The sequence below is a fragment of the Paenibacillus sp. SER-28 genome, from assembly GCF_052906305.1.
The window spans coordinates 36,093-59,848 of the sequence record NZ_JBRECM010000009.1 but is presented as its reverse complement, the minus strand read 5'-3'; the positions used below and the strand labels follow the sequence as shown (position 1 = coordinate 59,848).

The following is a 23,756-nucleotide window of genomic DNA, read 5'->3' as shown; positions in this document are numbered from 1 at the left end:
ATTAGTCAATTTAGTACCTGAATTATGTAAAATGAATTCTTCTTGCCGTAGCATATTCAGATCAAATTATTGTAAACTTGTTCTAATACAGAAAAAGGTGGCACATACGCTATGGAGCATTTGCTTAACGATCAGGTTAAAAACATTCAAATCAGCGGCATCCGCAAAATCGCCAACAAAGTTGCCGCATTACCCGGAACCCTGTCATTAACGATCGGACAACCGGATTTCCCTACCCCTGCGCATATTATGGAAGCTGCCCATCGGGCGATTAACGAAGGATGCACCTCCTATACACCTAATCCGGGACTGCCGGAATTACGAGAAGCCGCAGCGGCGTTTGTAGCTCGTAAATACGGCCTGAATTACCGTGGACAGGATGAGGTGATCGTAACGAACGGAGCCAGTGAAGCGCTGGATATTACCTTACGCACGATTTTGTCCCCCGGCGATGAAGTTGTTCTACCTGTCCCGATCTACCCAGGGTACGAGCCATTGATCCGTTTGTCAGGCGGTATTCCTGTGTTTGCCGATACCCGCAGTAGCGGCTTCAAACTCACGGCCGAGGTGCTGGAGCCTTATCTGACCGAACGGACAAAAGCAGTCATTCTCGGATATCCTTCAAATCCAACCGGACGAGTGATGAGCCGTGAAGAACTGGAAGCGGTCGCGGATTTACTGAAGGAGCGCGATTTGTTTATCATTTCGGATGAAATATACAGTGAACTGATTTACGATACACCCCACGTTTCCATTGCAGCTCTACCAGGTATGCGGGAGCGCACCATCGTCATTAACGGTCTGTCCAAATCACATTCTATGACGGGATGGCGCATTGGTTTTACACTTGCACCCGCTGAAATTACACAGCACTTGGTCAAAGTCCATCAATACAACGTAACCTGTGCCAGCTCGATTAGCCAATATGCTGCCCTGGAAGCCTTGACTGTTGGTGTCGATGATGCACTCCCGATGCGTGAGGAATACCGCAAGCGTCGTGATTATGTACATGGTAGGCTGACAGACATGGGTATCCCGCTGGAGAAACCCGAAGGAGCCTTTTACCTTTTCCCTTCCATCGCCCATTTTGGATTAAACTCGATGGATTTTACCTTGAAGCTGCTGGAAGAGCATGGAGTAGCTGTCGTACCTGGAGATGCCTTTTCTTCCTATGGCGAAGGATACATTCGTTTGTCCTATGCTTACGGACAGGATGTGCTGGAGCAAGGGTTGGATAAAATAGAGAGGTTTGTTAGGGGAATTGTGAGGAGTTAAGGTAGCAGAGGCGCTACGCAGTCCATTTGATCTTCCGATCGCTGTTGCTGGGGGATTCTTGGATTAGATAAAACATTTATAGGTAAGAATCCCTCAGCAAAGGCGAACGCTACCGCTTCTCCAGATTCAAATGGCCCGCTTCGCTCACTGCCCGCCTCAAAGTCCCACGATTCTCTAACGTGTGTGAAGTATGGGGAAAAGAAGTACAATACTCACTGCTTTACACGGTGAATAAACAAAACAGGCCCTTGAACCACCTACACGGGTGGTTCAAGGGCCTGTTCGTTCTTCCTCTACTCCCTCACCTGGGTGTGGGATTCATGGGTGCGTACCTTTAAGCACGGTGCAGCGGAGGGGGCGGAATGGTGCTGGACAAGCAAAGCGGTCGCCTTTAAATTCCGATTTTAACCTTTAAATATTCAATCAAAAAATCGGAATTTAACAGCGATGGTAAGCACCATCCGCCACCGCAGCGACCTCTAAAGCACCAACCCCTAATCCCAACGCCACTCCCCTACTTTAAATGCATTTTGAATTGCAGGAACAATTCATTGTAATGAGCGAGCATGCGCTTGCCTAGATTGTTGTATACTTCCAGCTTGTCTGTAATTTCGGACGGAGGGTAAAAACGCTCGTCACCAGAGATATCTTCAGGCAACAACTTCTTTCCATCCTCGTTGGGTGTGGAGTATCCTACAAATTCGGCATTTTGAGCGGCTACATCGGGCTGCATCATGAAATTGATGAACTTATGGGCCGCATCCACATGGGTGGCGGTTTTTGGAATAACCATATTATCAAACCACAAGTTGGAGCCTTCATCTGGCACGATGTAATCGAGCTTCTCGTTCTCATCCATGATTTCAGACGCATCACCGGACCATACCACCCCGGCAGCGGCTTCCTCGTTTGCCAGCAGCATTTTAATCTCGTCACCGACAACCGCTTTGACATTGGGCGCTAATATCTCCAACTTCGTCAAAGCCTGCTGCAAATGTGCCTCATTCGTATCGTTCAAGGAATAGTGAAGGCTGTTCAGTGACATCCCTACGACTTCCCTCGCACCATCAACCAACAGTAGATTATTACGCAGCTTTGGATTCCACAGACCGTTCCAGCTATGAAAATCAATGCCTTTCGTCAGCTCCGGGTTAAACACAATCCCGACCGTACCCCAAAAATACGGGACCGAGTATTGGTTATTTGGGTCAAACGAAAGGTTTAGAAAATGAGAATCCACATGCTTCAAATTCGGCAGCTTGCTGTGGTCCAACGGGAGCAACAAGTGCTCCTGCTTCATTTTTGCCAAAGCATATTCCGAGGGAACCGCTACATCAAACGAAGTTCCTCCCTGCTCGATTTTCGTCAGCATCGCCTCATTGGAGTCAAAGGTCTGATAAATGACGGTAATCCCCGTCTCCTTTTGAAACCGTTCCAGCAGCTCAGGATCAATGTAGTCTCCCCAGTTGTACACCGTCAGCGTGTTACCACCGGAGTAGCCTTGACTGGAATTCAACCATGCGGCCACCCCCATCAGCCCAAACGAGATGATGAAAATCGCCAGAAACACGCGCACAAGTGACTTCATCTAGGCACCCCCATTTCTGCCGCAGGCTCTTTTTTACCATTACGATTCGCCTTGCGCATAATAAAGTAGTAACCCACCACCAGCAGCACTGTAAACAGAAAAATGAGCGTGGATAGCGCATTGATGGACAAGGAAACCCCTTGACGGGCACGTGAGTATATTTCAACCGATAAGGTCGAATAGCCACTGCCTGTCACAAAAAAGGTCACCGCAAAATCATCCAGCGAGTACGTTAATGCCATAAAGAATCCCGCATAAATCCCTGGCTTGATAAAGGGTAGAATCACCTTGGTCAGCACATCCATTCGACTGGCACCCAAATCACGCGCGGCATCGACCAGAGATAGACTCATTTCCTGCAACCGCGGCAAAATCATAATGACCGCAATCGGCACACTAAATGCAATATGGGATAATAAAACGGAGTAGAAACCCAGCTTAATCCCGACCATCGTGAACAAAATGAGGAAGGAAGCGCCAATAATGACGTCCGGGTTCACGATCAATACATTATTGAGCGATAGCAGCGTATTTTTGACTCGACGGTTTTGCATCTGATGAATAGCCAGCGCACCCATGATGCCAATAATTGTAGCCAACGCAGACGACAGCAAAGCAATCACCAAGGTGTTAATAACAATAATGATCAAGCGAGTGTCTGCAAACACCTCTTTGTAATATTGGAGTGTAAAACCTTCAAACTCATGCATCGTCCCGCCGCTGTTGAAGGAATAGTACATCAAATACAAAATAGGTGCGTATAACACGAGAAAAACAATCACCAAATAAATATTCCCGAACCGGTTTTTATTTACCATGCCGCACCCTCCGTTTCGTTCCCGAGGTGAGCAGCATAATGATCCCCATCGCCAAAATCAGGAACACGGCAACCGTAGAGCCCATCCCCCAATCCTGAGTAACCAGAAAATGCTGCTCTATCGCCGTCCCCAGTGTAATCACACGGTTACCTGCAATCAGGCGGGTAATCATAAACAGCGACAACGCTGGAATAAACACAGCCATGCAACCGGATCGCACACCCGCAAGCGTTAACGGGAAAATAACCCTACGAAACGCGGTCCACTTGGAGGCTCCCAAATCTCGGGCAGCGTCCAGCAATGAAGGGTTTAACCCTTCCAGCGCGTTATAGATGGGCAAAATCATAAAAGGCACAAAAATATAAACCGATACAAACACAAAGCTGGAGCTGGTAAACAGTAATTGCTGACCTCCCAACCCAACCATACCTAACACCGCATTCACCGGGCCATAGGTACCAAATATCCCGATAAAAGCATACGTTTTGAGCAGCAGGTTAATCCAGGTCGGCAAAATAATGAGCAGTAGCCACAGCTGCTTATGTTTGGTACGTGTAAGCAAATATGCTGCCGGGTAAGCAACTAATAGTGAAAATACAGTGATCAGAAATGCATACCAAAACGAGCTAAGCGTCATGCTCAAATAAACGGGTGTCAGAAACTGAGCATAGTTGCTGAATGTGAGATGACCATCCACATCAAATAGCGAATAGTAAAACACAAGTACAACCGGAGCTGCCACGAACAGCACAATCCATAAATAGTAAGGCAGCAGATACGCTGCTCTTGTATTACCGGACATGCTGATCCACCTCTTCATAGGCTTCCAGACGCCGATCAAATTCTTCTTCTGTTTCCCCAAACCGCATCACATGGATCGCTTCCGGGTCAAATCGCAGACCGATTTCACTGCCCAGCTCCGCCTTTTTGGTAGAATGCACGAGCCACTCCTGACCCGAATCATCATAGCAGCTTATTTCATAGTGAACACCGCGGAACAATTGGGTATCTACCTTCACACGCAGCTTGCCTTCAGCAACATTCGTAATCTCCAAGTCCTCTGGCCGGATCACAATTTCAATGGGTTCGTTCGGACGTAATCCTCCGTCGACACATTCAAACTGTCGACCGTTAAATTCCACTTGATAATCCGCAATCATCCGTCCTGGGACAATATTGGATTCGCCGATGAAATCAGCAACAAACCGATTGATCGGCTCATCATAAATATCATTAGGCGTACCACTCTGCTCAATCTTACCTTTGTTCATAACAAAAATTTCGTCCGACATGGCCAGTGCTTCCTCCTGATCATGCGTAACGAAAATAAAGGTAATTCCAAGGCGCTGCTGCATTTCGCGCAAAATGTACTGCATTTCAGTACGCAGCTTTAAATCCAGTGCAGACAATGGTTCATCCAACAAGAGAACATCAGGTTCATTGACGATAGCCCGTGCGATGGCCACACGCTGACGCTGTCCCCCGGACATCTCAGAAATTTCCCGCTCGCCGTAGCCTTCCAGATTGACAAAGGACAACGCCTGTGTCACCTTCTCCTGAATGTCCTTTTTGTTCATCTTTTTAATTCGCAGACCGAAGGCTACATTTTCAAACACATTCAGATGCGGAAATAGCGCATAATCTTGAAAAACCGTATTGACCTGCCGCTCATTGGCTGGAACACGATTAATGAGTTTTCCATTTAAATAAATAGAGCCTTCTGTCGGCTCCGCAAAACCTGCAATCATACGCAGAATCGTCGTTTTACCACAGCCGGAAGGCCCCAGCAGTGTATAAAATTTACCACGCTCAATCTCAAAGCTGACGTCCGCCAGCACTGGGGGATCGTTGTCATATTGCTTGGTCACCCGTTCAAATCGGATGATGGTTTGCTCTCCCATAACACCCTCCTTCAAAAAATTCGACTTCATTCCATTTCATTCTTTTCATTAAACCTATTTATTCAGGGCGTATCATTTACCCTTGAGACTTCCAGGTAAAATAGTCTGTCAGCACACGAATGGCTACACCAATCGCTTCCTCCGCAGGCTCCAGCTTGGCATGATGCAAACCATAAGGCGTATCAACACCAAGCCAGAACATCAGACCGGGAATTCGCTCCAGAAAATACCCGAAGTCTTCTCCGGTCATCGCTTCTCCGCATTCAATAAGCTGCACATCCTGCCGATTACGGACCCAGTTCATGAATTCCTGGGTTACCTGAGCCTCATTGTACACTTGCAAATAATTGGAGCCATAATGAATCTCGGCATGACATTCAAATCCAGCCTCCACACCGCGCACTAGTGCTTCAATCCGTGATTTAACCAGCTTCATCGTATCGGCTGATAACGTTCGGATCGTACCCTCCAAACGGGCGGTTTCCGCGATAATATTTTGCTTCGTGCCTCCGCTAACCTTACCCACGGTAATGACCGCTGCATCGAGTGGATTCACATTACGGGCTACAACCGTCTGTAATTGTCCCACCAGCTGACAAGCAGCCACTACCATATCATTCGCCTTGTGTGGATACGCAGCATGCCCACCCATACCCTTCAGGTCGATGAAAAGCTCCGACGTATTGGCAAATAGGATGCCCGGGCGAGTCGCAATTGTGCCAACAGGATATTCGGGCGCAACATGCAGTGCGACAATTTCATCGGGTATCCAGTCTGCCAGCTCCGTGCTGTCCCGCATAGGCAAGGCTCCGCCCGGCCCTTCCTCAGCAGGTTGAAACAGCACAACCAGGTCATCCTTAATCGGATGGCTTGCAAAGTGAGTAACAATTCCCAATCCAATCGTCATATGTAAATCGTGTCCACAAGCATGCATATAGCCGGGATGGGTCGAACGGAAATCGTACCCTGTCTCTTCTTCAATCGGCAAACCGTCCATATCACAACGATATCCATAGCGGCGTTCAGGAGCCGTTCCATGAATGAACACTAACACGCCCGTACGCCATGTACGAATGTCCAACCGTTCCTGAGGGAGCGTTTCCAAATAATCCAGCAAATATTGTTGTGTTTTGTATTCCTCAAAACCCGGTTCGGGAATTTGGTGTAAATCCCTTCGTATTTGGACAAAAGAACGATAGTCGACCGTACTCATTGCTACTACGCCTCCTCTTTATAGCTCATCAGCTCTTATCGGGCAAAAGAACAAAAGGACAAAAGCCCGGCGCAGCCGCCGAGCCTTGTCCGTTGTGCTTCGTCCCTAAGTTATGCTGTCAGTGCATCATGCTTCTGACAAGGAATCGTTCACCTTTGGTACATTAAAAAACTTTTGCCTTCTTACAGAACGCGCAGTTCTTTCAAAATCTCAGTTTTAGATTTGGTCTTATCGTCAACCTGTTTGATCACACGTGCAGGTGTACCCGCCACTACGGAGTATTCAGGCACATCTTCAGTTACGACAGCTCCGGCTGCAACAACTGCACCTTTACCAATTCGCACGCCTTCCAATACAACCGAGTTTGCACCGATCAATACATCGTCTTCTACTACAACTGGCTGTGCAGATGGTGGTTCAATGACACCCGCCAGGACAACGCCTGCACCGATGTGACACATGTTACCTACTTTAACACGACCGCCCAGCACAGCATTCATATCAATCATCGTGCCTTCACCAATCGTAACGCCGATGTTAATCACTGCACCCATCATGATGACTGCGTTGTTACCGATGCCAACCAAATCACGAATATATGCGCCTGGCTCAATGCGGGCATTGATGCCTTTCAGATCGAGCATAGGAACAGCAGAGTTACGGCGGTCATTTTCCACCACATAGTCTTCTTCTTTCGCGTTTGCGCTATCCAGTACAGGCTTGATATCAGCCCAATCCCCAAATACAACACCACTGTCTCCAGAAATAAAAGCTTGAACATTCTCGCCAAAAGATGCGGAAGCCAAAGCTCCTTTTACATATACTTTAACAGGCGTCTTTTTCTTGCTGTTTTTAATCACGTTGATGACTTCTTGTGTATTCATTTCGATGGACATAGTAAATCTAACAACTCCTTCATCGCTTCATACGACTTCGCAAGCCGGAATGATCTTATTCTCTCATCCTTTATAGCACAAAAGTGCAGGTCTCGCAATTATAGATTAGACCCTTATAGCTCTAATCTAACCCTTAAAATAACAATTTCCAGCGGCATGACTGCCTTAAATTCATAATTGTAAGCCGCCGACCATCCCACAGCAAAGTAGGGTTATTTATTAGCTTGCAGGCTCTCCAGCGATGTATAAATGAAGGATTCGAATCCTTCAGCAGGTTCACCTTGTGGAATGTTCACTTTCACGATGAAACCACCTGTTTTATTTTCTACAACAATATATTGCTGTGTCATCTTCGAACCGCTCGCTTGCAAGAACAGACGGCTACTGGACAGCGCTTGAGGTACGGCTGCTTTGTCCAGCTTTTGCACTTTGCCGATGGAAGCTAGGTCCTTTTCGCCTTCTTTCTGAAGTTCATCCAGATTAAAATCGGAAGGCAGCTTCGTAATTTCAGCATAATAGTTATCATCTACAGCCAAGGCAACACGGTTTTGATCGGGAAACAGGGACATCGGATCAAACACATACAGTGAATATCCCTCTCCTTTTGCCAATGTTGCTGTCTGCTTTTCCTTTTTTCCTTCAAGGGTAAGCTCAAAAGTTTGAGTCTTCGAGCGTTCTCCGCCTACTGCTTGACCAGAACTTCCGTTTTGATTGCCATCTGTTGCAGCCTCTGTTTTTTGTATTTTCGTTAAAGTCAGTTGCTTCGCCGTCGCGTCGCCCTCTACTGCTTTTTCGTTGTATTCAAACGCTACTGTATCGCCTTCTTTAAGTCCAGCTATTACCGTGTCCAGTCCCTCCCCCAATTGGAAGGATTGGGCTTCACCATTGGTTTCAATCTCTACCGTATGCGGGTCAGCAGCTCCATTGTATACACCTGTGCCTTTTTTAACTTCCGGCTCAGCGATTGGCTCCGGTTTAACTTGCGGCTGCTGTTGCGTTTGCGGTTGGTCTGACCCTTGAGGTGCGGTGTTATTGGTTTGCGGTTTCGTTCCACAGGCTGACAGAGCCAGCACTGCCACTACAGTCAGTAGTATGATTGAAAATGTGTTTTGTTTTTTCATAAAATCCACCTCCACTATGATAGACGAGCTTGTGCAGCAAAAGTTCTACGCAGCATCTCACTTAAACCCCTACCTCCTGCTCCCGTTTATTATATTCTCAGGATTTTGCAAAATCCTAATACCACGGGAATGTCAGGTACGGTATAATGGGCTGTATTAAACCCAATTTTCGAGATACCGCTTGGAAGGAACATAAACGTATTTATTTTCCTCCATACGGATGGAGCTGCCACATGAATCAAGCACACAAACCGTCGTTTTCCTTTGAATTATTGTACATCATAGGTATTATTGCTATTTCGTTCTCCTCGATCTTCGTAAGATGGTCTGAAGCCGAGGTGTCCGTCATCGCTATGTACCGTTTGTACCTAACCAATCTGATCATGCTGCCTTTGGTCTGGAAATACCGCACCGAGCTGTTTAGCCTGACCCGCAAGCAGTGGATGCTGATCCTCTGGTCCGGCATAGCGCTGGGGCTGCATTTCTTGCTCTGGATGGGCTCACTGCGACTGACCACCGTTGCAAGCTCTACCGTTATTATGACATTGGAGCCGATCCTTGTCATGCTCGGTTCTTTTTTGTTTTTCCGGACGGGCACGAATCGCGCTATGCTCATCGGAATGGGTATGGCTTTTATCGGCTCACTGGCCATCGGAGCTGGAGACTTTCATGTCTCGGGACAAGCCCTGCTCGGGGACGCACTGTCCTTCTTGGGTATGGTAGCCGTGTCCATCCATATGCTGATGGGTAAGCATCTACGCGAGCATTTGAGCGCGTTTGTGTATAATTTTTGGGTTTTCGCCATCGCAGCCACCTCACTTGCGCTGTATAATATGGTCAATGCCATTCCTTTTACCGGATACGCTCCACGGGAATGGGGACTGTTCCTGCTGCTTGCCATTGTGCCTACGCTGTTCGGACATTACCTGTTTAACTGGCTGCTCAAATACATTAACGCCACTGCGGTATCGATGGCGGTTCTCGGCGAACCTGTTATTTCTTCCCTGCTAGCTTGGGTGCTGCTCGGTGAAAGGCTGTCTGCCTTACAATTTGGTGCAGGCTTTTTTATCCTATTCGGGGTATGGATTTTTATCCGATACGGAGCGGATTTTAAAAAGAAAGTCATCCATCAAAGTGAGTTGCCCGACACTGAGCACCCCTTGAAGGCCAACTCTTAACTTATTTACCCCATTTTCATAAACCATACTCAATGAATTAAATTTACTGTTAAATAAAGGAAGGCGGAATCCTCTATGAAATCCATCGTATCCAAACGCTGGCTGCTGGCCCGATTGTATGAGCCGGACATGATCATTGCCGACTGCCGTTCCCTGCTCGGACAAGCCGGGGCTGGACGGACTCAATTTAATGAAGACCATATTCCAGGGGCGATCCACTTCGATTTGGAAGAAGACCTTACCGCTCCTCTTGGTGAGCATGGTGGTCGCCATCCCTTACCTGATGTGAATACACTTGCCGCACGTCTAAGTCGTGCCGGGATCAACGCATCTTCACGCATCGTCGCTTATGATGACCAAGGCGGTATGATGGCTTCCCGCTTCTGGTGGCTCCTGCGCTATCTCGGGCATGAGCAGGTATATGTTCTGGAAGAGGGCTACAGCGCTTGGAAAGAAGCGAAGTTCCCCGTTACGTCAGACCAGCCAATTCGCATTCCAAGTACATTCACACCGAATTTACAGCCGCAAATGCTCACAAATATGCAAGAGGTGCACCGTGTATCCAAAGATTCGCTTCCTGGTGGCTCTTCCATATTGATTGATTCGAGAGAGCGGCCTCGCTACCTGGGGCTGGAGGAGCCCATTGATCAAGCAGCGGGGCATATCCCAGGTGCGGTGAATTTCTTTTGGAAAGAAGTATTGGACGAACAAGGCAGCTTTAAAAATGCGGAACAATTGCAGCAGCACTTTGCTGACCTTGATCCAAACGCAGAAATTATCGTGTATTGCGGTTCCGGCGTATCCGCCTGTCCCAATGTACTGGCCCTGAATGAAGCTGGATTTAGTAAGGTCCGTTTATATCCGGGAAGCTGGAGCGACTGGATCAGTTATGAGGAGAATCCGGTGGCGACCGGAGAGGAATAAAAAGTTTTCAACGGATATACAGGTTCTAAAGACAAATACACTGTCCTAGCGATTAGGCTTACGGCAGTGTATTTGTCTTTGTTTAAAAAACAACTTGAGCTGAGTGAAGCAATAAAACGATGTAGTTGAAGTTGCTTGCTTTTTTTGAATAGCTATCCCATCTTTTGAACAAATATATATCTTAATTCATATTTTTTCTGTTGTTTTTCTGCATATATCAGAGTTTCTCTTATGGAACCCGTTTCTAATATATTCAAATCATTAAAATGTCCTTTTAAATCTTCTTCAGTAAAGAAGTGAGCATATTTCCCTTCCTTGTATTCATAAGTTCCTTCCTCAATTTCCCTACCCACACCGTTATTAAAATCACAATTAGAAAAACATGTGAAATACATTACTCCCAATTCCTTCAAATGTTTCACGCAATTCTGTATCAGTTTTTTTCGGTCTTCTAACAAAAATAAATGCAATAAATCATAACAATATATTCCATCATACCTTTGGCTTGTAGTAAACTCTAATACCGATTCTTGAATAAAATTCGTTTTTAAATCCCATTCTTTTGCTAGATTTATAGCTGAACTAGATATCTCAATTCCATCAACCTGAAAATAAGAAGAGAACGCCTTCGTATTTCTTCCATATCCAGCACCAGGAACCAAAATATCATGTACATGATTCTTTTTGAACAAATCTATAGCTTGGGTTACAGTTTGACTTGGTTCACAACCCCAAATCATCCCTTCTTCAGTAAATCTTTTGTTCCAATAATCCTCCATATGATTCACCCGCCTATATACTCACATAGCTCTTCTTTTAAGCTCATCAATCTGTCTGATATGATGTTGATCATGCCAGATAAAATCTCTTAAATAGGATATTACAGTAAAGTTCCCGTCAGCATATTCTTTAGTAAACTTATCGTCTTCAAAACTCTCTATACTCTCCAATATCATGTTACGGTACTGAATAGTCATTTTAATTAATTCTTCTTTCGTTTTTGTTTTTCCATATTCAATAGCATCTTGATTAAATTGTTCAAAATCCATATGTGTTAATGTCAAAGGTGTATTGTTTAATATGGGACTTATTGCTGCTTCAAAAAAGTATTTATCCCACAGCAGTATATGACTTACGATATCCTGAACTGACCATTTACCTTCAGCAATCGTTATTTGCCAATCCATTTCACGAATCTCAGAAACAAAACGAATCCATTCCTTGAACTCCTCTAGTAACCGCGACTTCTCATTCATGGTTTCACCCTCCTTTTTTCAAATTATTCATTGCTCCTTTGCCATTCATCTGCCAAAATCGCATATTGATATGCATTATACCAAATGGGTTGTCCTTCTTTTCGCATCAACAAGCGCTCCAATAATCTCCATGATGAAGCGTTTTCTGGATTACACATCGCAATAATTCGATGAGCCTTTAACTCTTCAAATCCATATTGCAATACTCTTCTACTACTGTATTTTAACTTCTCAAATCGACAACCATCGTGATTGATGAATCAACTTTCCCAACTTCTTTAAATCCGAATCTCTCGTAGAGTTTCATTGCCGCTGCATTGCTCGGATCAACACTGAGGGATAATTTTTTTATATTCCTCTTCCTAGCTTCTTTAAATAATTCATCCATTAAGGCCATTCCGATTTTTCTTCCCCTGTATTCTTTTAACAAAGCCATTCCTAGTTCGGGTACATCATTATCAATAAATCCAAATCCCTTATTATCCTCGTTAAAATATCGAACTGTTATTGATCCGACGGGTTCACCCTCATGGTTCATTGCTATAAATCCAAAATCCCCATCTCTTCCCCAACCTTCAATATACTTTGATATATAAGGGTCTTTTATTATCGCTTTATCGAATGGCTCTTGACCTTCTGGGACAAATAATGATTCATATAACATCTCCCATAAAAAAAACACATCATCTTCTATTATTGGTCGGATTCTGTATTGCATCATTGAAGTTACCTCATTTCTAGATTCTCAAAGGTTTGCATAACGTTTCTGAATTCCTGAACCCAAAGGGGTTGTCTGCAAAATTCCTCTTCGAAATCCAACTCGCAGACCTAGGCTCCATTTGAGCAGCAGCTTGAATAATATTTTAAATGTCACTTCCTTCATTGATTTCCTCAACGTAAATTTTTGTTCAACTTCTTTGTCAGTATTATTTCCAGAGGTTCATTCTCAAACATTAAACATCCAGCATCTCTATATCCAAGCTTTCTATAAAAATGTTGAGCTCCTTCATTCGACTGTGTTGAGGTCATGACCATTTCAAATCCTTTTTGTTTCATTAATTCTTCCCAATAGTGGACAACTTTTTTACCAATACCTGTTCCTCTATAATCCTCATCTATCCATATCATATTCATAAATGGTGTGTTGTCCCAAAAAAATCCATATCTCATCCAACCTATTTCTTGATTGGATTCTCTAAATATTAGAATTTCATTTTCTTTTATTTTTGGTCTTATCAGTGTCTTATGTATGTGCTTGTCTCTTAACGAGATATACTCATAATCTGATTCAATCGCAAAATCAATCTTCATTGTAAATCCTCCCTTTTACTCTTCTCATTGAATATCTTCTTGGTAACACTTAGCACTGATGTCTCATAACGTTTGTACATTACATAAGTTTATAAAGTCTTTTTAAAAATGTATAAGTCACCTTCTTCTCTAACTTTGGTAAACCCACACTTTGAATAGAAGTGATGATTCTTGACACTCCAGCTAGGAGTATTCACCACCATTCAGTGCTGTCTGGAAATTTACTTTCAATTTTCTCCATCACCTTCGTTCCGATTCCTTGATTTTTAAAATTTGGATCAATAAAGACTCTTCCTAGATTATGCACTTGATTACATTCTACGAATATCAAAGCTCCCCCGATTATTTCTCCATTAAAGAGCACCTTGAAATATTCGCAATTTTGCATCATCTCTTCTTGCCAACTTATGGAGTCATATCCTATTGGCCCAACGGTTTCGTTGTTATTAAAATGCTTTGACTCATCCTCAAAACTGGCCTTTTGTATTTCAGCAAGTTTTTGTGCATCATTTTTTCTAGCTTTTTCTAGTGTCAGCACCAAACATACCTCCATTGTCTTTTTATTTTTTCTGGGGTTGTCTGCTGAAATCCCTCTTCGAACTCCACCCCAACAGGTCAAGGCTCAGTAAGGATTCAATGCTTGAATATTATGTTATCAGAAGTTACCGAACTTCTTCACTATGCATTCAAAACCAATCTGCAAATTTTTTTATCAGCGAATTTTCTTATATGGTCTTTTTTCATTTTGTAGTTTGATTATTAGTTCATATGCATCTCTTTCACTTTTCTGAGCTTTTAGTGACTCTTCTTCTGTTATTTCTATTTCTATCATTTGAACCACTATTCCACCAGCATCAAAACTAATGAATATTCCCCCATCTCTTCGGATTATATTAATCCCATACTTGGCAAAGAGTATATCCATAAAATGACCTCCAGATCTTTCGCGTTCTTTATACTATAGTTTTTAGTACTTTTGAGATCTTATTATTATGTTTTAGTAATTCAAGAATTTCTGATAACGTTTGTGTATAAAGCCTCTAAATTAGAGGCTCATATGGACGATGTTCGTTCGTGTCCCTCGACACCACAGTTCAGCAAATTCCAAAATTGTTCAACCATGACCGATGCCGGATATGGCATCGAACGGGTAATCCACCATTCCAATACCCCCACTGCCGCTGAAATTAAAAATTGCACCGTAATGTCCCTGTTCATTTCCTGATCGAGGTTGATCGAATCCAGATGCTCGCTCAGACTTTGCCGAAACATGGTCTCCATTTGGTTCCGAAAAATCGTACTTCCCTTGTTCGTCAGCATTCTAGAATAGAATGAAGCATGCTGCTCCAAATATTCAAACGTACGCAGTAATGCGGTTTTGGAAGGGAGATGAAAGAAGTTATCTTCAGACATACAATTGCGTAATAACTCGTTAATTTGAGCTTCCATGCATTGATCGCGCAGATCATACTTGTCAGCGAAATGCAAATAAACCGTTCCGCGATTGACATTCGCTTCCTCCGCAATTTGAATGATCGTAATTCTCTCGAATTCCTTTTCTGACATCAGCCTCATAAAAGCATCAATAATGGCTTGCCTCGATTTTTGAATACGCCTGTCCATATCCTTCTCCCCTTGGTACTATCCGAAAAAATGAACACTTCGAAGTCCTCTGTTGAAAAATCAACAACCACGCTTGTTTTAACCATTGAACCCCATATACCGCTCTGATACATTCACTTTATAAAATTTATGTTGATGATTCAACATATGTTCAATTTTAGAGGAGCCATACTCATGAAATCTATTGTTTTACAATCTTTGGATAATTTAATTTACAATGAATTAGGAGGGTTTAAAAATTGAAACTTACAGGAAACACATTTTTATTACAGGCGGCGGTTCGGGGATTGGACGTGCGTTAGCAGAAGCTCTCCACAATCTTGGAAACAAGGTTATTATCCCCGGTCGACGTAAAGAGCGTCTGGAGGAGACGATTAAAGCGAATCCCGGCATGTCCGCAGTGGAATTGAATGTACAAGATCCTGCCAGCATAAAGGCGGCCGCCAAGCAGTTAATCAAAGAATACCCGGATGTTAATGTCTTGATTAACAACGCCGGCATCATACAGTCCGACGCGCGGCGGGCATGATCGATGAGGATGTTTTGATTTCGACTGTCACTACAAACTTGCTAGGTCCCATTCGGTTGACTTCTGCATTCATCGAGCATTTGAAGTCCAAAGAGGAAGCGGTTGTCATCAACACGACTTCAATACTTGGATTTGTACCGTTAGCGACAACTGCTGTATACTCCGCGACGAAGGCAGCACTTCATACCTATACGCTGTCCCAAAGGTACATGCTTAAAGACACATCGGTCAAAGTAATAGAAATTGTGCCCCCATGGGTTCAAAGCAACAACGATGAACCGCGTGCGATGCTACTTGATTCATTCATTGATGCAACAATAAAGATACTTGGCAGGGATACAGACGAAGTTCTGGTGGAAGAAGCGAAAATGTTTCGAAATACCCCTGGCCCGAACGAAGGTGTTTTTGTGACCCAGCTTAACGATACGATGAACTCTGAACCTCCAAAGATTCATTGATCCACCTGTGACTCAATTTGCAAAAATTTAAGCGAACATGAAGTAGACACTCAGCTCCGTCTACTTCATGTTCATTTTATTGCAACTTGCTCGTGAAGTAAGAAAACACGCCTAGCGGTCACACCCATGTTTAACCTCTTAAATAATTTAGTTGATTTCACATAGCGTTTGGGTATTCCTGAAGTTCAAACAGCCCTTTGTTAGGTGATGTCAGGGACATCCTCGATTTACTAAAAAAATGTTTTCATGATCTTACTTCATTTAAAAATCTTGTTATTATCGGTAGGTCGGGAGGACTTATTTGATTAGGTATCTTGTTTAAATCAAAAAATCGTATATCTTGTACTTCAGCTTCATCACCTTTCATTATTCCACTGTATTCTTTACATATATAAGCTGCAACTACGTTATATACTTCATCTCCATGAGGATATCGATAGTAAAGTTCCGGGCCTGAAAATATATCAAGTAATTCTAACTCTTCAGCTTCTAAGCCTACCTCTTCAAAAAGTTCCCGGCTTGCAACCTCCTTCATATTCTCACCAGGCTCCATTGAACCTCCTGGTAATCCCCATAGACCATTGTCAGTTCTCTGTTGCAATAATAATCGTCCCTCATCATCTATGAGAATCACACATGCTCCTGCCATAATTATAGGTCGGGTACCTACTAACTCTCTTAATTCTCTTATGTAATTCAATATCTTCACGCCCCTTTGAGATCCTCCAACAGACCAAGGCTCCGTTAGGAGCCAATGCTAGAATTTGACGTTATACGACGGATTCACTTCTTGAATCTGCCCTCACTATTGATTATCTCCAGGTAGATATTCAATCAAATCAGATAATTTACAGTTAAATGTATCGCAAAGCTTGAATAAAGTCTCCAGCTTTGTTGTTTCTATATTCGTTTCCCTATATAGCTTATTAATTGAATTCCGACTCAATCCAGATTTCGCCATCAATTCTGTTATATCATCTATTCGATGTTCTGCCATGAGTTCCCTTATATTGCACTTGATTACGGTCATCTTTTCCCCTCCATAATTCTATCTTATCTCCCATATCAGTAATCATCAACGAAAAGCAAAGATTTAACTCTACAAAGTTAAATATCCACCTTGTAATTAACTTTATAAGGTTATATAATAACTCTATAGAGTTAATTGATGGAGGAAAAATATATGATTAATACATTAGAATCATTGACAGAGCCACTTATAAGAATACGTTTAGAATTACTCTTTGCTGAGCTTCTGGAGTACCATACGGAGTACAATCAGCTTTCTTCGGAGACAGATCGATACTTTAGAACACTTAGTGAAGCGTTACCCGATCAACTTCAACATACGGTTTTTCTGTACGAAGATGCTCAAATTTCTCTCCAATCCATCTTAGAAAGAAGCATCTACATACAAGGTTTCAAAGACGCTCTACAACTCTTTAGCGAATTGAAAAATTCTAACATCTAGAGGATCATATGATCCTCTTTTCTGTTGTTTGATTCTGTCGTTTAACGTTCCCGTATTCACGACGCCCAGCGAATGCTGGGTGTGTCCGGCTGTCCCCGCTTCCCCGAAATCCTCCTGCCGGACCGAGGGCGTATGCCCGATGCGTGAATATAATGTTATCTGATGTCAGCCCTCCTTAGAGCCACTAACTCACTTATTTTGGGCTTCTTCAGTAATTTTAAAGTTTTCTTGCTTTGATAACGAAGGTTACAGGAAACATCTTCGCTCTTTTTACGAAATCATTATTTTCATCGTGCAATTGTATGATTTCATTCTCGGTTTCTTCAATCATTTGTTCAATAACAAACCCTGCTTTCGCCAACGCATTTATATAGGTTGATAGTTTACGGTCAGATAAGGTTAGCGCGCCTTGACAAAAATCAGGAGATACCGAATACCAAGATTCATCGAAATAACACTTGTTAAAAGCAAATCTATTATTTTCTTCAACAACACATTTGTGTATAGGATGAGACCAACTGAAAATAAAAACGCAGTCTTTTTTTAAATAAGAAGCAATTCGACAAAAAGTGCCTTCTAGGTCGGTTGTCCAGCCTATGGTGTAAATCGAATAAACAAAGTCAAAATAATCTACAGGTATGTCACATTCTTCTTCCATGGGAGAACAGATCAATTTTGCCGAAAGACCACACGCCGTCAAATGTTGTTTTGCCTTCTCAATTTGTTTTTCTGATATATCCATCCCCCATAATTCAGATGCTTTTCGATCCCCCTGATATTGCAAGGATTGACCATTTCCACAGCCTATCTCTAACATCTTTTTTCCTGAGACATCGCCAAAAAGTTGGCATTTTTCTTCTGAGACAAATGCTCCATAAAAAGGAAGTACGATTGCTCCTAAAAAATCATTTCCTTTTGTATCCCAATAGAAGCTGTTTGTTTCATAAACACTATGCTTGTTCATCCTGTGACCTCCTCTAATATAAATTTTGTTCGCTGCTCAGGTGTTTACCTATTAGTCATTTATTAGGTTTAGTTAATTTATCTGAAATAAAGTAAGCAGCAATAAATGAAAGAATAAAATTAGTTGTAACATTATCTGGTGTCCATCCAAAGGTGTTCACCTCATTACTTAAGTGTCTATGATTTAGCTGATTTCAGATAACGTTCTTGTATTCATGACCCAGCGCATGCTGGATGTCCGGCGACTGCCGGACCGAGGACGAATGTCCGATGCATGAATATTATGTTATCTGCTGTTTCTCTCTTCTTTGACTAAACAGTAAGCAAGTCTTTTAACGACCATTCATTATCATTTCCGTCTTTTGAAACAAACCAAATATGAGTGTATTTTTCTGGCTTGTATATTGCATTTTTATTTCTAAGAAAATCACTCATTCCGAATATAGGAGAAGCGTTCCTAATTAAAAGCGCTATTGGATATGCAGCATCATACTTCTCTATCTTTTTTTCCTTCTGTTTCAGTAGTTCATTAAGAACCTGCATATAGCTTGCTGAATTTTCTAATCCATGCATTTCCTCAGCCGATCTTCCAAATAACATTTTAGCTTCGGCGGCATCGTAGAATAGGTGAGTTACTTCTAGACCTACTAATCCATCTTTTATGCTCTTTAAGATATAATCTGGACGCTCACGTCTCTCTATTACTTCTAAGTGATCTTCGCGATTTAAATTATATAAATCTACAAAGATGCTAACGGCAGCTTCTTCTAAGGCAGATTTTTCATCATCATGATTTTTCATTACTTCTCCCTCCCTAAATGTATTTGAGAAATTGCAGATAACGTTCTCGCATTCACGACGTTCAAGCGGCTTAAGGCACGTAGTGCCGGGTGGCTCTGCCACTTAGCCGGTAAATGTGTCCGGTGAATCAGCTCCTCCGAAATCCCTCTCCCGGACCAAGGGTCGAGCTTGTCTCGACCCGCTGCGTTGAATGCAATGTTATAAGATGTTGGCGCCTTCTTCGATTTCTCTATCTAGATCCTTTGATGCTTCAATTATTACTGAGTCTAATTTATTCAACCACTCGGTGTATTCTTGAGAGTCTGCTTCCATAGGTTCCTTTCTCAATTCCTTACATTTCAATAAATGTTCCTTCCAATCAGAGGTAATATGTCTTAGTCCCCAATCAGCAGCTTGGCTTTTTGAAAATATTATTTCCTCACGTAACCAACCTATGAATTTTGCAGCTAATAGCAACCAATCTATTGAATGTAAACTTCCACCCTTGCCATGTTCCTTCATACATAGAGAAAATTCTATAAGAAATCCTTTTATTTCTTCCTTTGTGATCTCAGGAAAAATATGTTCCTGTAAATCTCCGTATATTAAAAGTCCTTGTTTCTTAATTGAATACATTGTGAATGTATCGAGTTGATTCTTCTCCCACATCCGTTCTCCTCTCGTTCCCCACCACAATGCTCGTCCCTGTTCGCCGAAAATCAACTTATATGGTAAAAATGCACCTTCCAACATATCGGTATATAGATCTACCAATACATTTCTATATATGACCCTCTGTTCATTCAATCTCGTGATCTCTTCCATAGTAATATTCTCAGAAAGCAAAGCTAAAAAATCCAAATCTCCATAACCAGGACTCAAATCGTTATGTAACGATGAACCATATATGTAAACACTAGTTAATTTATCCCCGAATATAGCTCGTATATCCTGAATGAAAATACGAAGAGTTTCTTGAAGTTTTTCATCTTTAAAGTGTTTCTTCAATGTGTCATCTCTCCTTTGGTTTTTTAACGTTTTGCGCCATTTTCTTATAACGTTTCTGTATTCATGAACCCTAAAGGGGTTGTCTGCTGAAATTCCTCTCCGAAACCCTTCTCACAGACCCAGGCTCCAAAGGAGCCGCAGCTTGAATATTATGTTATGCGTTGTTACTGCCATCTTTGAACTCCTTACAATTACCCTCTTTCTTATATGTCTTTCCATTTCTCTCTTCTTATTAGGTTTTCGATTTGGGATGCATGGTGTTTGTTGTGCCAAATAAATCTTTGTATAGCTGTCTCTAATGTAATTATTCCTAATACTTCAGTCTGTATAGTCCGTTTATAGTCTTCTATACTAAGTTCATTCAGCAACACCAAAAAGCGATGATGCAATACTTCAATAAGTGATAGCGAATTCTCTACGGGCAACTTCTTGTAATCAATTAATTCTCCCCACAGATCTTCTCTATATGTATTTGCTAATGGATTATTTTCAGTTAATCCTCTTTTAAATCTTAGGTACGCATTCATATCATTATCAGCTAAGTGATGTATGACCTGCCTTACTGTCCAACCATTCGGCCGATACGGAGTCTCCAATTGGTATTGTTCGAGACCACTCAGCAATGTATTTAATCGCTTAATTAGTTCAGGAATTTGTTTAATAAGATTTATTATTTCATCATTTGAAAGATTGTTTTTGGGTTGAAATTGACCAATCGGATATTTGATTTGATCCATTGTATTTCTCCTTTCTTCTTTAGAATTGTAGTAATTACGCGTAACGTTCTTGTATTCACGACGTCCCACCACCTTAACCCCGAAGGGCGGCCGCGATGCGGTTAGGTGGTCCGGATGTGTCGGGCCGAATATGCTTCCCCGCTACTGAGATGCCTCTGCGAATAACATCGTACTTCTGCCGGACCGAGGGCCGGATGGACCGAAGCTTGAATATGGTGTTATACGCTGCCCTTGCCCTCTTAAGTGACTATCATATTGTTCTTTATTCATTCTATTACGAGGTAATTATCAATGTGTTGATCTTTAAATACGGTTTTATTGTTCGTTACTGCATCTATCAATCTTTCTACTGTAAAATTTGAAATCGGTCTTGGTAAATTATCAATATCAAAAAATCCATATTCATCTATTTCTTTATTATCAACTTCTATGCGACCAACATATCCATCTGACTTAAAAGTATAAATGTATCCATTCCGATGAGACATAAAATAGATACCTGATAAATCCATTTCATTGACTTCAATATTGACTTCTTCCTTCAGTTCTCTTCTTGCACCATCCCATACTGATTCCCCTTCTTCTACTACTCCGCCTGGTACAGACCATTGTTTCTTTCCATATGTTTGATGAACCAATAGCACTCTATTATGCTCATCAATAATGATAATTCCTGAGGCATCATGGGATCGCTTCATTTTGTACCTCTTTCCTTTTATTTACTCTAGCAAGGGTTGCGTATAACGTTTCTGTATTCACGAACCCAGCACTGCCTTAAGGTAGTGCTGGGTTGTCGCATAGATTCACTTCTTTGCCACTGAATTATCTACATAGTGAAATTGCTTCAATGACTTCGGGCAACCAAGGGGCGGCGCAGCCGACCCACAGCGTGAATACTTTGTTATCTGATTGACCGGTCCCACTTCTTCAAATAGAGACAGGACCTCGGCCCACATGATATTTATCTAATTTCCGATTTACCCACCGATCATTTACTGATTCAGTACACAAGGGTCGTTTGAATTTTCCCATATATTAGTTCTCAAGTATTTTTTCCATTATCACATTTCCATCATTGTCCTCAACTACTTTATATTTTAGTTTATTATATAGATTGTAGGCTGGTTCATTGAATTTAAATACACTAAGTCTGAGTTTTCTAATTCCTTTATCTTTGGCATTCTTCTCAATCAATTTCATAGTTTTAAATCCATATCCCTTATTTCTGTAATTTTGCATAACCAAAAAATCACAAATGAATCCTGATGTATTCTCTTTTTCATACCAAATAAAACCAATTTTTTCTAAACTATGATTTATCATTACATATAAGAAATTATTTTTTGTTGATAAACCCATCGGAAGTAGTTCATCGAATTCTTTTTCAGCACATTTATAAGCATCTTTATCGCTACTCATTTTAGATTTGATTAAATCTTTTGCATAGTCATTAACAGACCACTCTTTAAATTGTTCAAATTCCTTTTCTGACATATTTCGAATCTTTATCATTTATTAACCCCTATTCATTTAAATTTGAATTCCTTGTTCCTATTTTTCTACAAAACATGTTTGAGTTGTACAAAAAGAAAATCCTCTAAATAATTTTGTACATCAGGCAACAGGACGTTGCAAACGAATTACTTTCAAAGTTTTTGGGGCCGATCTTTCAGATAACGTTTGTGTATCTACGAACCCTCACCACCTTAAGGACCGTAGGTCCGGCCGCGATGCGGTTAGGTGGTGCAGGGTTGTCTGGTGAATAGGCTTCCTCGAAATCCCTCTTGCAGACCAAGGCCGTCAGGCCGCAGCGTATATACGATGTTAACTGATGTTGCGGCCTCCTTCGAAATAATCAATACTCTGGTCTTTAAATAGTTCTTTCAATTCCCTTGATGTTTCACTAATAAAGATCTTAATAATTTCTGCTTTAAAATAGATAGGTGCTATATGAGGTTCATTCTTTAGATCTTGCAGCCATCTCACCTTACTATCCCTATACTGATTGACTTCAAGCTGCGTAATGTAAGGATTTATTGTATAGCCCTTGGCTTTTAAGAGTTTTGTAAACAGTTTTTCAGTACTTTCCATTGATCTTAAGAGATCAAATTCTACTTGGCTAACTTCAAGGTTATATGTCTTTCTAATATCATTCTTTTCGCCTTTGTAGTTTTTCTCAAAATCGAAATAGACGGTATCTGTCCACCTTAAATCTGTATAAATATGTGAAAAGTAACCTATAACAAAGTCCTTCCATTCTGGCCCCGCTTGCTTCAGTAAATATTCCTTGCACTTCTCCATGATCAATTCCTTGGCTGGTAATTTATCGTTATGTACGAGATGAGTCACACCTTTTTCTTCCCTGGATACCTTCCCTCTCATATGAATCGCATCCGGAGCAATACTGCCTAATAAAAAATTGGGTGAGGGGTCATTAATAGAAAGGTTTTCTGAGATTGCAAAGTGTACCATAGGCCAAGGCAAATTAATTCCTCCTTTGATATTTCCTTCAATCATGAACTTGCCGGAATTTCAATTAACGTTCCCGCATTCACGACGTTCAAGCAGCTTAAGGACCGTAGGTCGGGGTGGCTCTGCCACTTAGCTGGTTGAATGTGTCCGGTGAATTGACCTCCCTGAAATGCCCCTTCTGGACCATGGGTCGAGCTTGTCTCGGCCCGCAGCGTTGAATGCGATGTTAGGCGA

Annotated in this window: 27 protein-coding genes and 2 pseudogenes; 5 read left to right on the top strand and 24 right to left on the bottom strand. The window is 42.0% G+C overall.

Translation table 11 applies throughout. The annotated features are described in order from the left end of the window. Window positions 1–111 precede the first annotated feature (111 nt). Window positions 112–1,275: an aminotransferase A gene (locus ACUYLD_RS19170; RefSeq protein WP_061829694.1), complete on the top strand. Its 1,164-nt coding sequence runs from the start codon at window positions 112–114 to the stop codon at window positions 1,273–1,275. Between the two features lie 514 nt (window positions 1,276–1,789). On the opposite strand, the gene ACUYLD_RS19165 is transcribed toward ACUYLD_RS19170, so the two are convergent. The 7 genes from ACUYLD_RS19165 to ACUYLD_RS19135 form a co-directional block, all read right to left on the bottom strand. After that, window positions 1,790–2,863: an ABC transporter substrate-binding protein gene (locus ACUYLD_RS19165; protein WP_446675750.1), complete on the bottom strand. Its 1,074-nt coding sequence runs from the start codon at window positions 2,861–2,863 to the stop codon at window positions 1,790–1,792. Further along, window positions 2,860–3,681: an ABC transporter permease gene (locus ACUYLD_RS19160; protein WP_446675749.1), complete on the bottom strand. Its 822-nt coding sequence runs from the start codon at window positions 3,679–3,681 to the stop codon at window positions 2,860–2,862. Before ACUYLD_RS19160 ends, ACUYLD_RS19165 begins: the two co-directional genes overlap by 4 nt. After that, on the bottom strand, window positions 3,671–4,483 hold the full coding sequence (locus tag ACUYLD_RS19155; protein WP_254325202.1) for an ABC transporter permease: 813 nt from the start codon (window positions 4,481–4,483) through the stop codon (window positions 3,671–3,673). Before ACUYLD_RS19155 ends, ACUYLD_RS19160 begins: the two co-directional genes overlap by 11 nt. After that, window positions 4,473–5,582: an ABC transporter ATP-binding protein gene (locus ACUYLD_RS19150; protein ID WP_025720927.1), complete on the bottom strand. Its 1,110-nt coding sequence runs from the start codon at window positions 5,580–5,582 to the stop codon at window positions 4,473–4,475. Before ACUYLD_RS19150 ends, ACUYLD_RS19155 begins: the two co-directional genes overlap by 11 nt. A gap of 76 nt (window positions 5,583–5,658) precedes the next feature. Next, window positions 5,659–6,795: an N-acetyldiaminopimelate deacetylase gene (locus ACUYLD_RS19145; protein WP_250260836.1), complete on the bottom strand. Its 1,137-nt coding sequence runs from the start codon at window positions 6,793–6,795 to the stop codon at window positions 5,659–5,661. Between the two features lie 182 nt (window positions 6,796–6,977). Then, on the bottom strand, window positions 6,978–7,691 hold the full coding sequence (gene dapD, locus ACUYLD_RS19140) for a 2,3,4,5-tetrahydropyridine-2,6-dicarboxylate N-acetyltransferase (RefSeq protein ID WP_250260835.1): 714 nt from the start codon (window positions 7,689–7,691) through the stop codon (window positions 6,978–6,980). Window positions 7,692–7,903: 212 nt separating this feature from the next. Next, window positions 7,904–8,812 carry a hypothetical protein gene (locus tag ACUYLD_RS19135; protein ID WP_250260834.1) on the bottom strand — a complete coding sequence of 303 codons (909 nt, stop codon included), beginning with the start codon at window positions 8,810–8,812 and terminating at the stop codon, window positions 7,904–7,906. Between the two features lie 233 nt (window positions 8,813–9,045). Between ACUYLD_RS19135 and ACUYLD_RS19130 the strand changes: the two genes are divergently transcribed. Next, entirely contained in the window at window positions 9,046–9,990 is a 945-nt protein-coding gene (locus ACUYLD_RS19130; RefSeq protein WP_250260833.1) for a DMT family transporter, read from the top strand. 75 nt (window positions 9,991–10,065) lie between these two features. Then, on the top strand, window positions 10,066–10,914 hold the full coding sequence (locus tag ACUYLD_RS19125) for a sulfurtransferase (RefSeq protein WP_250260832.1): 849 nt from the start codon (window positions 10,066–10,068) through the stop codon (window positions 10,912–10,914). A gap of 152 nt (window positions 10,915–11,066) precedes the next feature. Here the strand turns inward: ACUYLD_RS19125 and ACUYLD_RS19120 are convergent, their stop codons facing one another. The 8 genes and pseudogenes from ACUYLD_RS19120 to ACUYLD_RS19085 all read right to left on the bottom strand — a co-directional run bounded on the left by ACUYLD_RS19120 (window position 11,067) and on the right by ACUYLD_RS19085 (window position 15,104). After that, the gene (locus ACUYLD_RS19120) at window positions 11,067–11,693 is read right to left on the bottom strand and encodes a class I SAM-dependent methyltransferase (protein WP_446675748.1); all 627 of its coding nucleotides are present in this window, start codon (window positions 11,691–11,693) and stop codon (window positions 11,067–11,069) included. A 21-nt stretch (window positions 11,694–11,714) separates the two neighbouring features. Continuing rightward, window positions 11,715–12,170 carry a DinB family protein gene (locus tag ACUYLD_RS19115; RefSeq protein ID WP_235309201.1) on the bottom strand — a complete coding sequence of 152 codons (456 nt, stop codon included), beginning with the start codon at window positions 12,168–12,170 and terminating at the stop codon, window positions 11,715–11,717. A gap of 23 nt (window positions 12,171–12,193) precedes the next feature. Continuing rightward, window positions 12,194–12,373, bottom strand: coding sequence for a GNAT family N-acetyltransferase (locus ACUYLD_RS19110; RefSeq protein ID WP_446675747.1), 180 nt, complete (start codon window positions 12,371–12,373; stop codon window positions 12,194–12,196). Between the two features lie 20 nt (window positions 12,374–12,393). After that, on the bottom strand, window positions 12,394–12,891 hold the full coding sequence (locus ACUYLD_RS19105) for a GNAT family N-acetyltransferase (RefSeq protein WP_023989595.1): 498 nt from the start codon (window positions 12,889–12,891) through the stop codon (window positions 12,394–12,396). A 170-nt stretch (window positions 12,892–13,061) separates the two neighbouring features. Beyond that, window positions 13,062–13,481 carry a GNAT family N-acetyltransferase gene (locus ACUYLD_RS19100; protein ID WP_446675746.1) on the bottom strand — a complete coding sequence of 140 codons (420 nt, stop codon included), beginning with the start codon at window positions 13,479–13,481 and terminating at the stop codon, window positions 13,062–13,064. A gap of 89 nt (window positions 13,482–13,570) precedes the next feature. Further along, window positions 13,571–14,019, bottom strand: a pseudogene (locus ACUYLD_RS19095) (GNAT family N-acetyltransferase). Between the two features lie 174 nt (window positions 14,020–14,193). Continuing rightward, window positions 14,194–14,406: a hypothetical protein gene (locus ACUYLD_RS19090; protein WP_104497136.1), complete on the bottom strand. Its 213-nt coding sequence runs from the start codon at window positions 14,404–14,406 to the stop codon at window positions 14,194–14,196. Window positions 14,407–14,534: 128 nt separating this feature from the next. Continuing rightward, on the bottom strand, window positions 14,535–15,104 hold the full coding sequence (locus tag ACUYLD_RS19085) for a TetR/AcrR family transcriptional regulator (RefSeq protein ID WP_446675745.1): 570 nt from the start codon (window positions 15,102–15,104) through the stop codon (window positions 14,535–14,537). A gap of 239 nt (window positions 15,105–15,343) precedes the next feature. On the opposite strand from ACUYLD_RS19085, the pseudogene ACUYLD_RS19080 reads away from it, so the two are divergent. Then, a pseudogene (locus ACUYLD_RS19080) lies at window positions 15,344–16,091 on the top strand (SDR family oxidoreductase). Between the two features lie 244 nt (window positions 16,092–16,335). Here ACUYLD_RS19080 and ACUYLD_RS19075 read toward each other — a convergent pair. Continuing rightward, window positions 16,336–16,791, bottom strand: a complete 456-nt coding sequence (locus ACUYLD_RS19075) for an NUDIX hydrolase (RefSeq protein ID WP_069292004.1) — start codon at window positions 16,789–16,791, stop codon at window positions 16,336–16,338. Between the two features lie 105 nt (window positions 16,792–16,896). Then, window positions 16,897–17,121, bottom strand: coding sequence for a helix-turn-helix domain-containing protein (locus ACUYLD_RS19070; RefSeq protein WP_069291285.1), 225 nt, complete (start codon window positions 17,119–17,121; stop codon window positions 16,897–16,899). Window positions 17,122–17,274: 153 nt separating this feature from the next. Here ACUYLD_RS19070 and ACUYLD_RS19065 point away from each other — a divergent pair, with 153 nt between their 5' ends. Further along, window positions 17,275–17,562, top strand: coding sequence for a DUF6809 family protein (locus ACUYLD_RS19065; protein WP_341163552.1), 288 nt, complete (start codon window positions 17,275–17,277; stop codon window positions 17,560–17,562). 217 nt (window positions 17,563–17,779) lie between these two features. Here ACUYLD_RS19065 and ACUYLD_RS19060 read toward each other — a convergent pair whose 3' ends face one another. From ACUYLD_RS19060 to ACUYLD_RS19030, 7 genes are all read right to left on the bottom strand, one after another. Beyond that, a complete protein-coding gene (locus ACUYLD_RS19060; protein ID WP_025721319.1) occupies window positions 17,780–18,526 on the bottom strand; it encodes a class I SAM-dependent methyltransferase in 747 nt (248 codons plus the stop codon). Between the two features lie 311 nt (window positions 18,527–18,837). Further along, complete coding sequence (locus ACUYLD_RS19055; RefSeq protein ID WP_061829671.1) at window positions 18,838–19,326, bottom strand: hypothetical protein; 489 nt, start codon at window positions 19,324–19,326, stop codon at window positions 18,838–18,840. A 198-nt stretch (window positions 19,327–19,524) separates the two neighbouring features. Continuing rightward, entirely contained in the window at window positions 19,525–20,313 is a 789-nt protein-coding gene (locus tag ACUYLD_RS19050; RefSeq protein ID WP_061829670.1) for an aminoglycoside adenylyltransferase domain-containing protein, read from the bottom strand. Between the two features lie 203 nt (window positions 20,314–20,516). Next, the gene (locus ACUYLD_RS19045) at window positions 20,517–21,050 is read right to left on the bottom strand and encodes a YfiT family bacillithiol transferase (protein WP_061829669.1); all 534 of its coding nucleotides are present in this window, start codon (window positions 21,048–21,050) and stop codon (window positions 20,517–20,519) included. A gap of 266 nt (window positions 21,051–21,316) precedes the next feature. Next, window positions 21,317–21,748 (bottom strand): NUDIX domain-containing protein, encoded by a 432-nt coding sequence (locus ACUYLD_RS19040; RefSeq protein WP_061829668.1) that lies wholly within the window; start codon window positions 21,746–21,748, stop codon window positions 21,317–21,319. A 337-nt stretch (window positions 21,749–22,085) separates the two neighbouring features. Continuing rightward, entirely contained in the window at window positions 22,086–22,562 is a 477-nt protein-coding gene (locus ACUYLD_RS19035) for a GNAT family N-acetyltransferase (protein WP_446675744.1), read from the bottom strand. A gap of 312 nt (window positions 22,563–22,874) precedes the next feature. Next, on the bottom strand, window positions 22,875–23,534 hold the full coding sequence (locus ACUYLD_RS19030) for a hypothetical protein (protein ID WP_061829666.1): 660 nt from the start codon (window positions 23,532–23,534) through the stop codon (window positions 22,875–22,877). Window positions 23,535–23,756 lie beyond the last annotated feature (222 nt).

Bases quoted from the DNA above. Each gene is read 5' to 3' on its own strand.
- ACUYLD_RS19115 (WP_235309201.1), bottom strand. From the start codon at position 12,170: ATGAATGAGAAGTCGCGGTTACTAGAGGAGTTCAAGGAATGGATTCGT.
- ACUYLD_RS19150 (WP_025720927.1), bottom strand. From the start codon at position 5,582: ATGGGAGAGCAAACCATCATCCGATTTGAACGGGTGACCAAGCAATAT.
- ACUYLD_RS19135 (WP_250260834.1), bottom strand. From the start codon at position 8,812: ATGAAAAAACAAAACACATTTTCAATCATACTACTGACTGTAGTGGCA.
- ACUYLD_RS19060 (WP_025721319.1), bottom strand. From the start codon at position 18,526: ATGAACAAGCATAGTGTTTATGAAACAAACAGCTTCTATTGGGATACA.
- dapD (WP_250260835.1), bottom strand. From the start codon at position 7,691: ATGTCCATCGAAATGAATACACAAGAAGTCATCAACGTGATTAAAAAC.
- ACUYLD_RS19120 (WP_446675748.1), bottom strand. From the start codon at position 11,693: ATGGAGGATTATTGGAACAAAAGATTTACTGAAGAAGGGATGATTTGG.
- ACUYLD_RS19170 (WP_061829694.1), top strand. From the start codon at position 112: ATGGAGCATTTGCTTAACGATCAGGTTAAAAACATTCAAATCAGCGGC.
- ACUYLD_RS19045 (WP_061829669.1), bottom strand. From the start codon at position 21,050: ATGGATCAAATCAAATATCCGATTGGTCAATTTCAACCCAAAAACAAT.
- ACUYLD_RS19040 (WP_061829668.1), bottom strand. From the start codon at position 21,748: ATGAAGCGATCCCATGATGCCTCAGGAATTATCATTATTGATGAGCAT.
- ACUYLD_RS19085 (WP_446675745.1), bottom strand. From the start codon at position 15,104: ATGGACAGGCGTATTCAAAAATCGAGGCAAGCCATTATTGATGCTTTT.
- ACUYLD_RS19165 (WP_446675750.1), bottom strand. From the start codon at position 2,863: ATGAAGTCACTTGTGCGCGTGTTTCTGGCGATTTTCATCATCTCGTTT.
- ACUYLD_RS19065 (WP_341163552.1), top strand. From the start codon at position 17,275: ATGATTAATACATTAGAATCATTGACAGAGCCACTTATAAGAATACGT.
- ACUYLD_RS19105 (WP_023989595.1), bottom strand. From the start codon at position 12,891: ATGATGCAATACAGAATCCGACCAATAATAGAAGATGATGTGTTTTTT.
- ACUYLD_RS19035 (WP_446675744.1), bottom strand. From the start codon at position 22,562: ATGATAAAGATTCGAAATATGTCAGAAAAGGAATTTGAACAATTTAAA.
- ACUYLD_RS19145 (WP_250260836.1), bottom strand. From the start codon at position 6,795: ATGAGTACGGTCGACTATCGTTCTTTTGTCCAAATACGAAGGGATTTA.
- ACUYLD_RS19090 (WP_104497136.1), bottom strand. From the start codon at position 14,406: ATGGATATACTCTTTGCCAAGTATGGGATTAATATAATCCGAAGAGAT.
- ACUYLD_RS19130 (WP_250260833.1), top strand. From the start codon at position 9,046: ATGAATCAAGCACACAAACCGTCGTTTTCCTTTGAATTATTGTACATC.
- ACUYLD_RS19125 (WP_250260832.1), top strand. From the start codon at position 10,066: ATGAAATCCATCGTATCCAAACGCTGGCTGCTGGCCCGATTGTATGAG.
- ACUYLD_RS19160 (WP_446675749.1), bottom strand. From the start codon at position 3,681: ATGGTAAATAAAAACCGGTTCGGGAATATTTATTTGGTGATTGTTTTT.
- ACUYLD_RS19070 (WP_069291285.1), bottom strand. From the start codon at position 17,121: ATGACCGTAATCAAGTGCAATATAAGGGAACTCATGGCAGAACATCGA.
- ACUYLD_RS19100 (WP_446675746.1), bottom strand. From the start codon at position 13,481: ATGAAGATTGATTTTGCGATTGAATCAGATTATGAGTATATCTCGTTA.
- ACUYLD_RS19155 (WP_254325202.1), bottom strand. From the start codon at position 4,483: ATGTCCGGTAATACAAGAGCAGCGTATCTGCTGCCTTACTATTTATGG.
- ACUYLD_RS19055 (WP_061829671.1), bottom strand. From the start codon at position 19,326: ATGAAAAATCATGATGATGAAAAATCTGCCTTAGAAGAAGCTGCCGTT.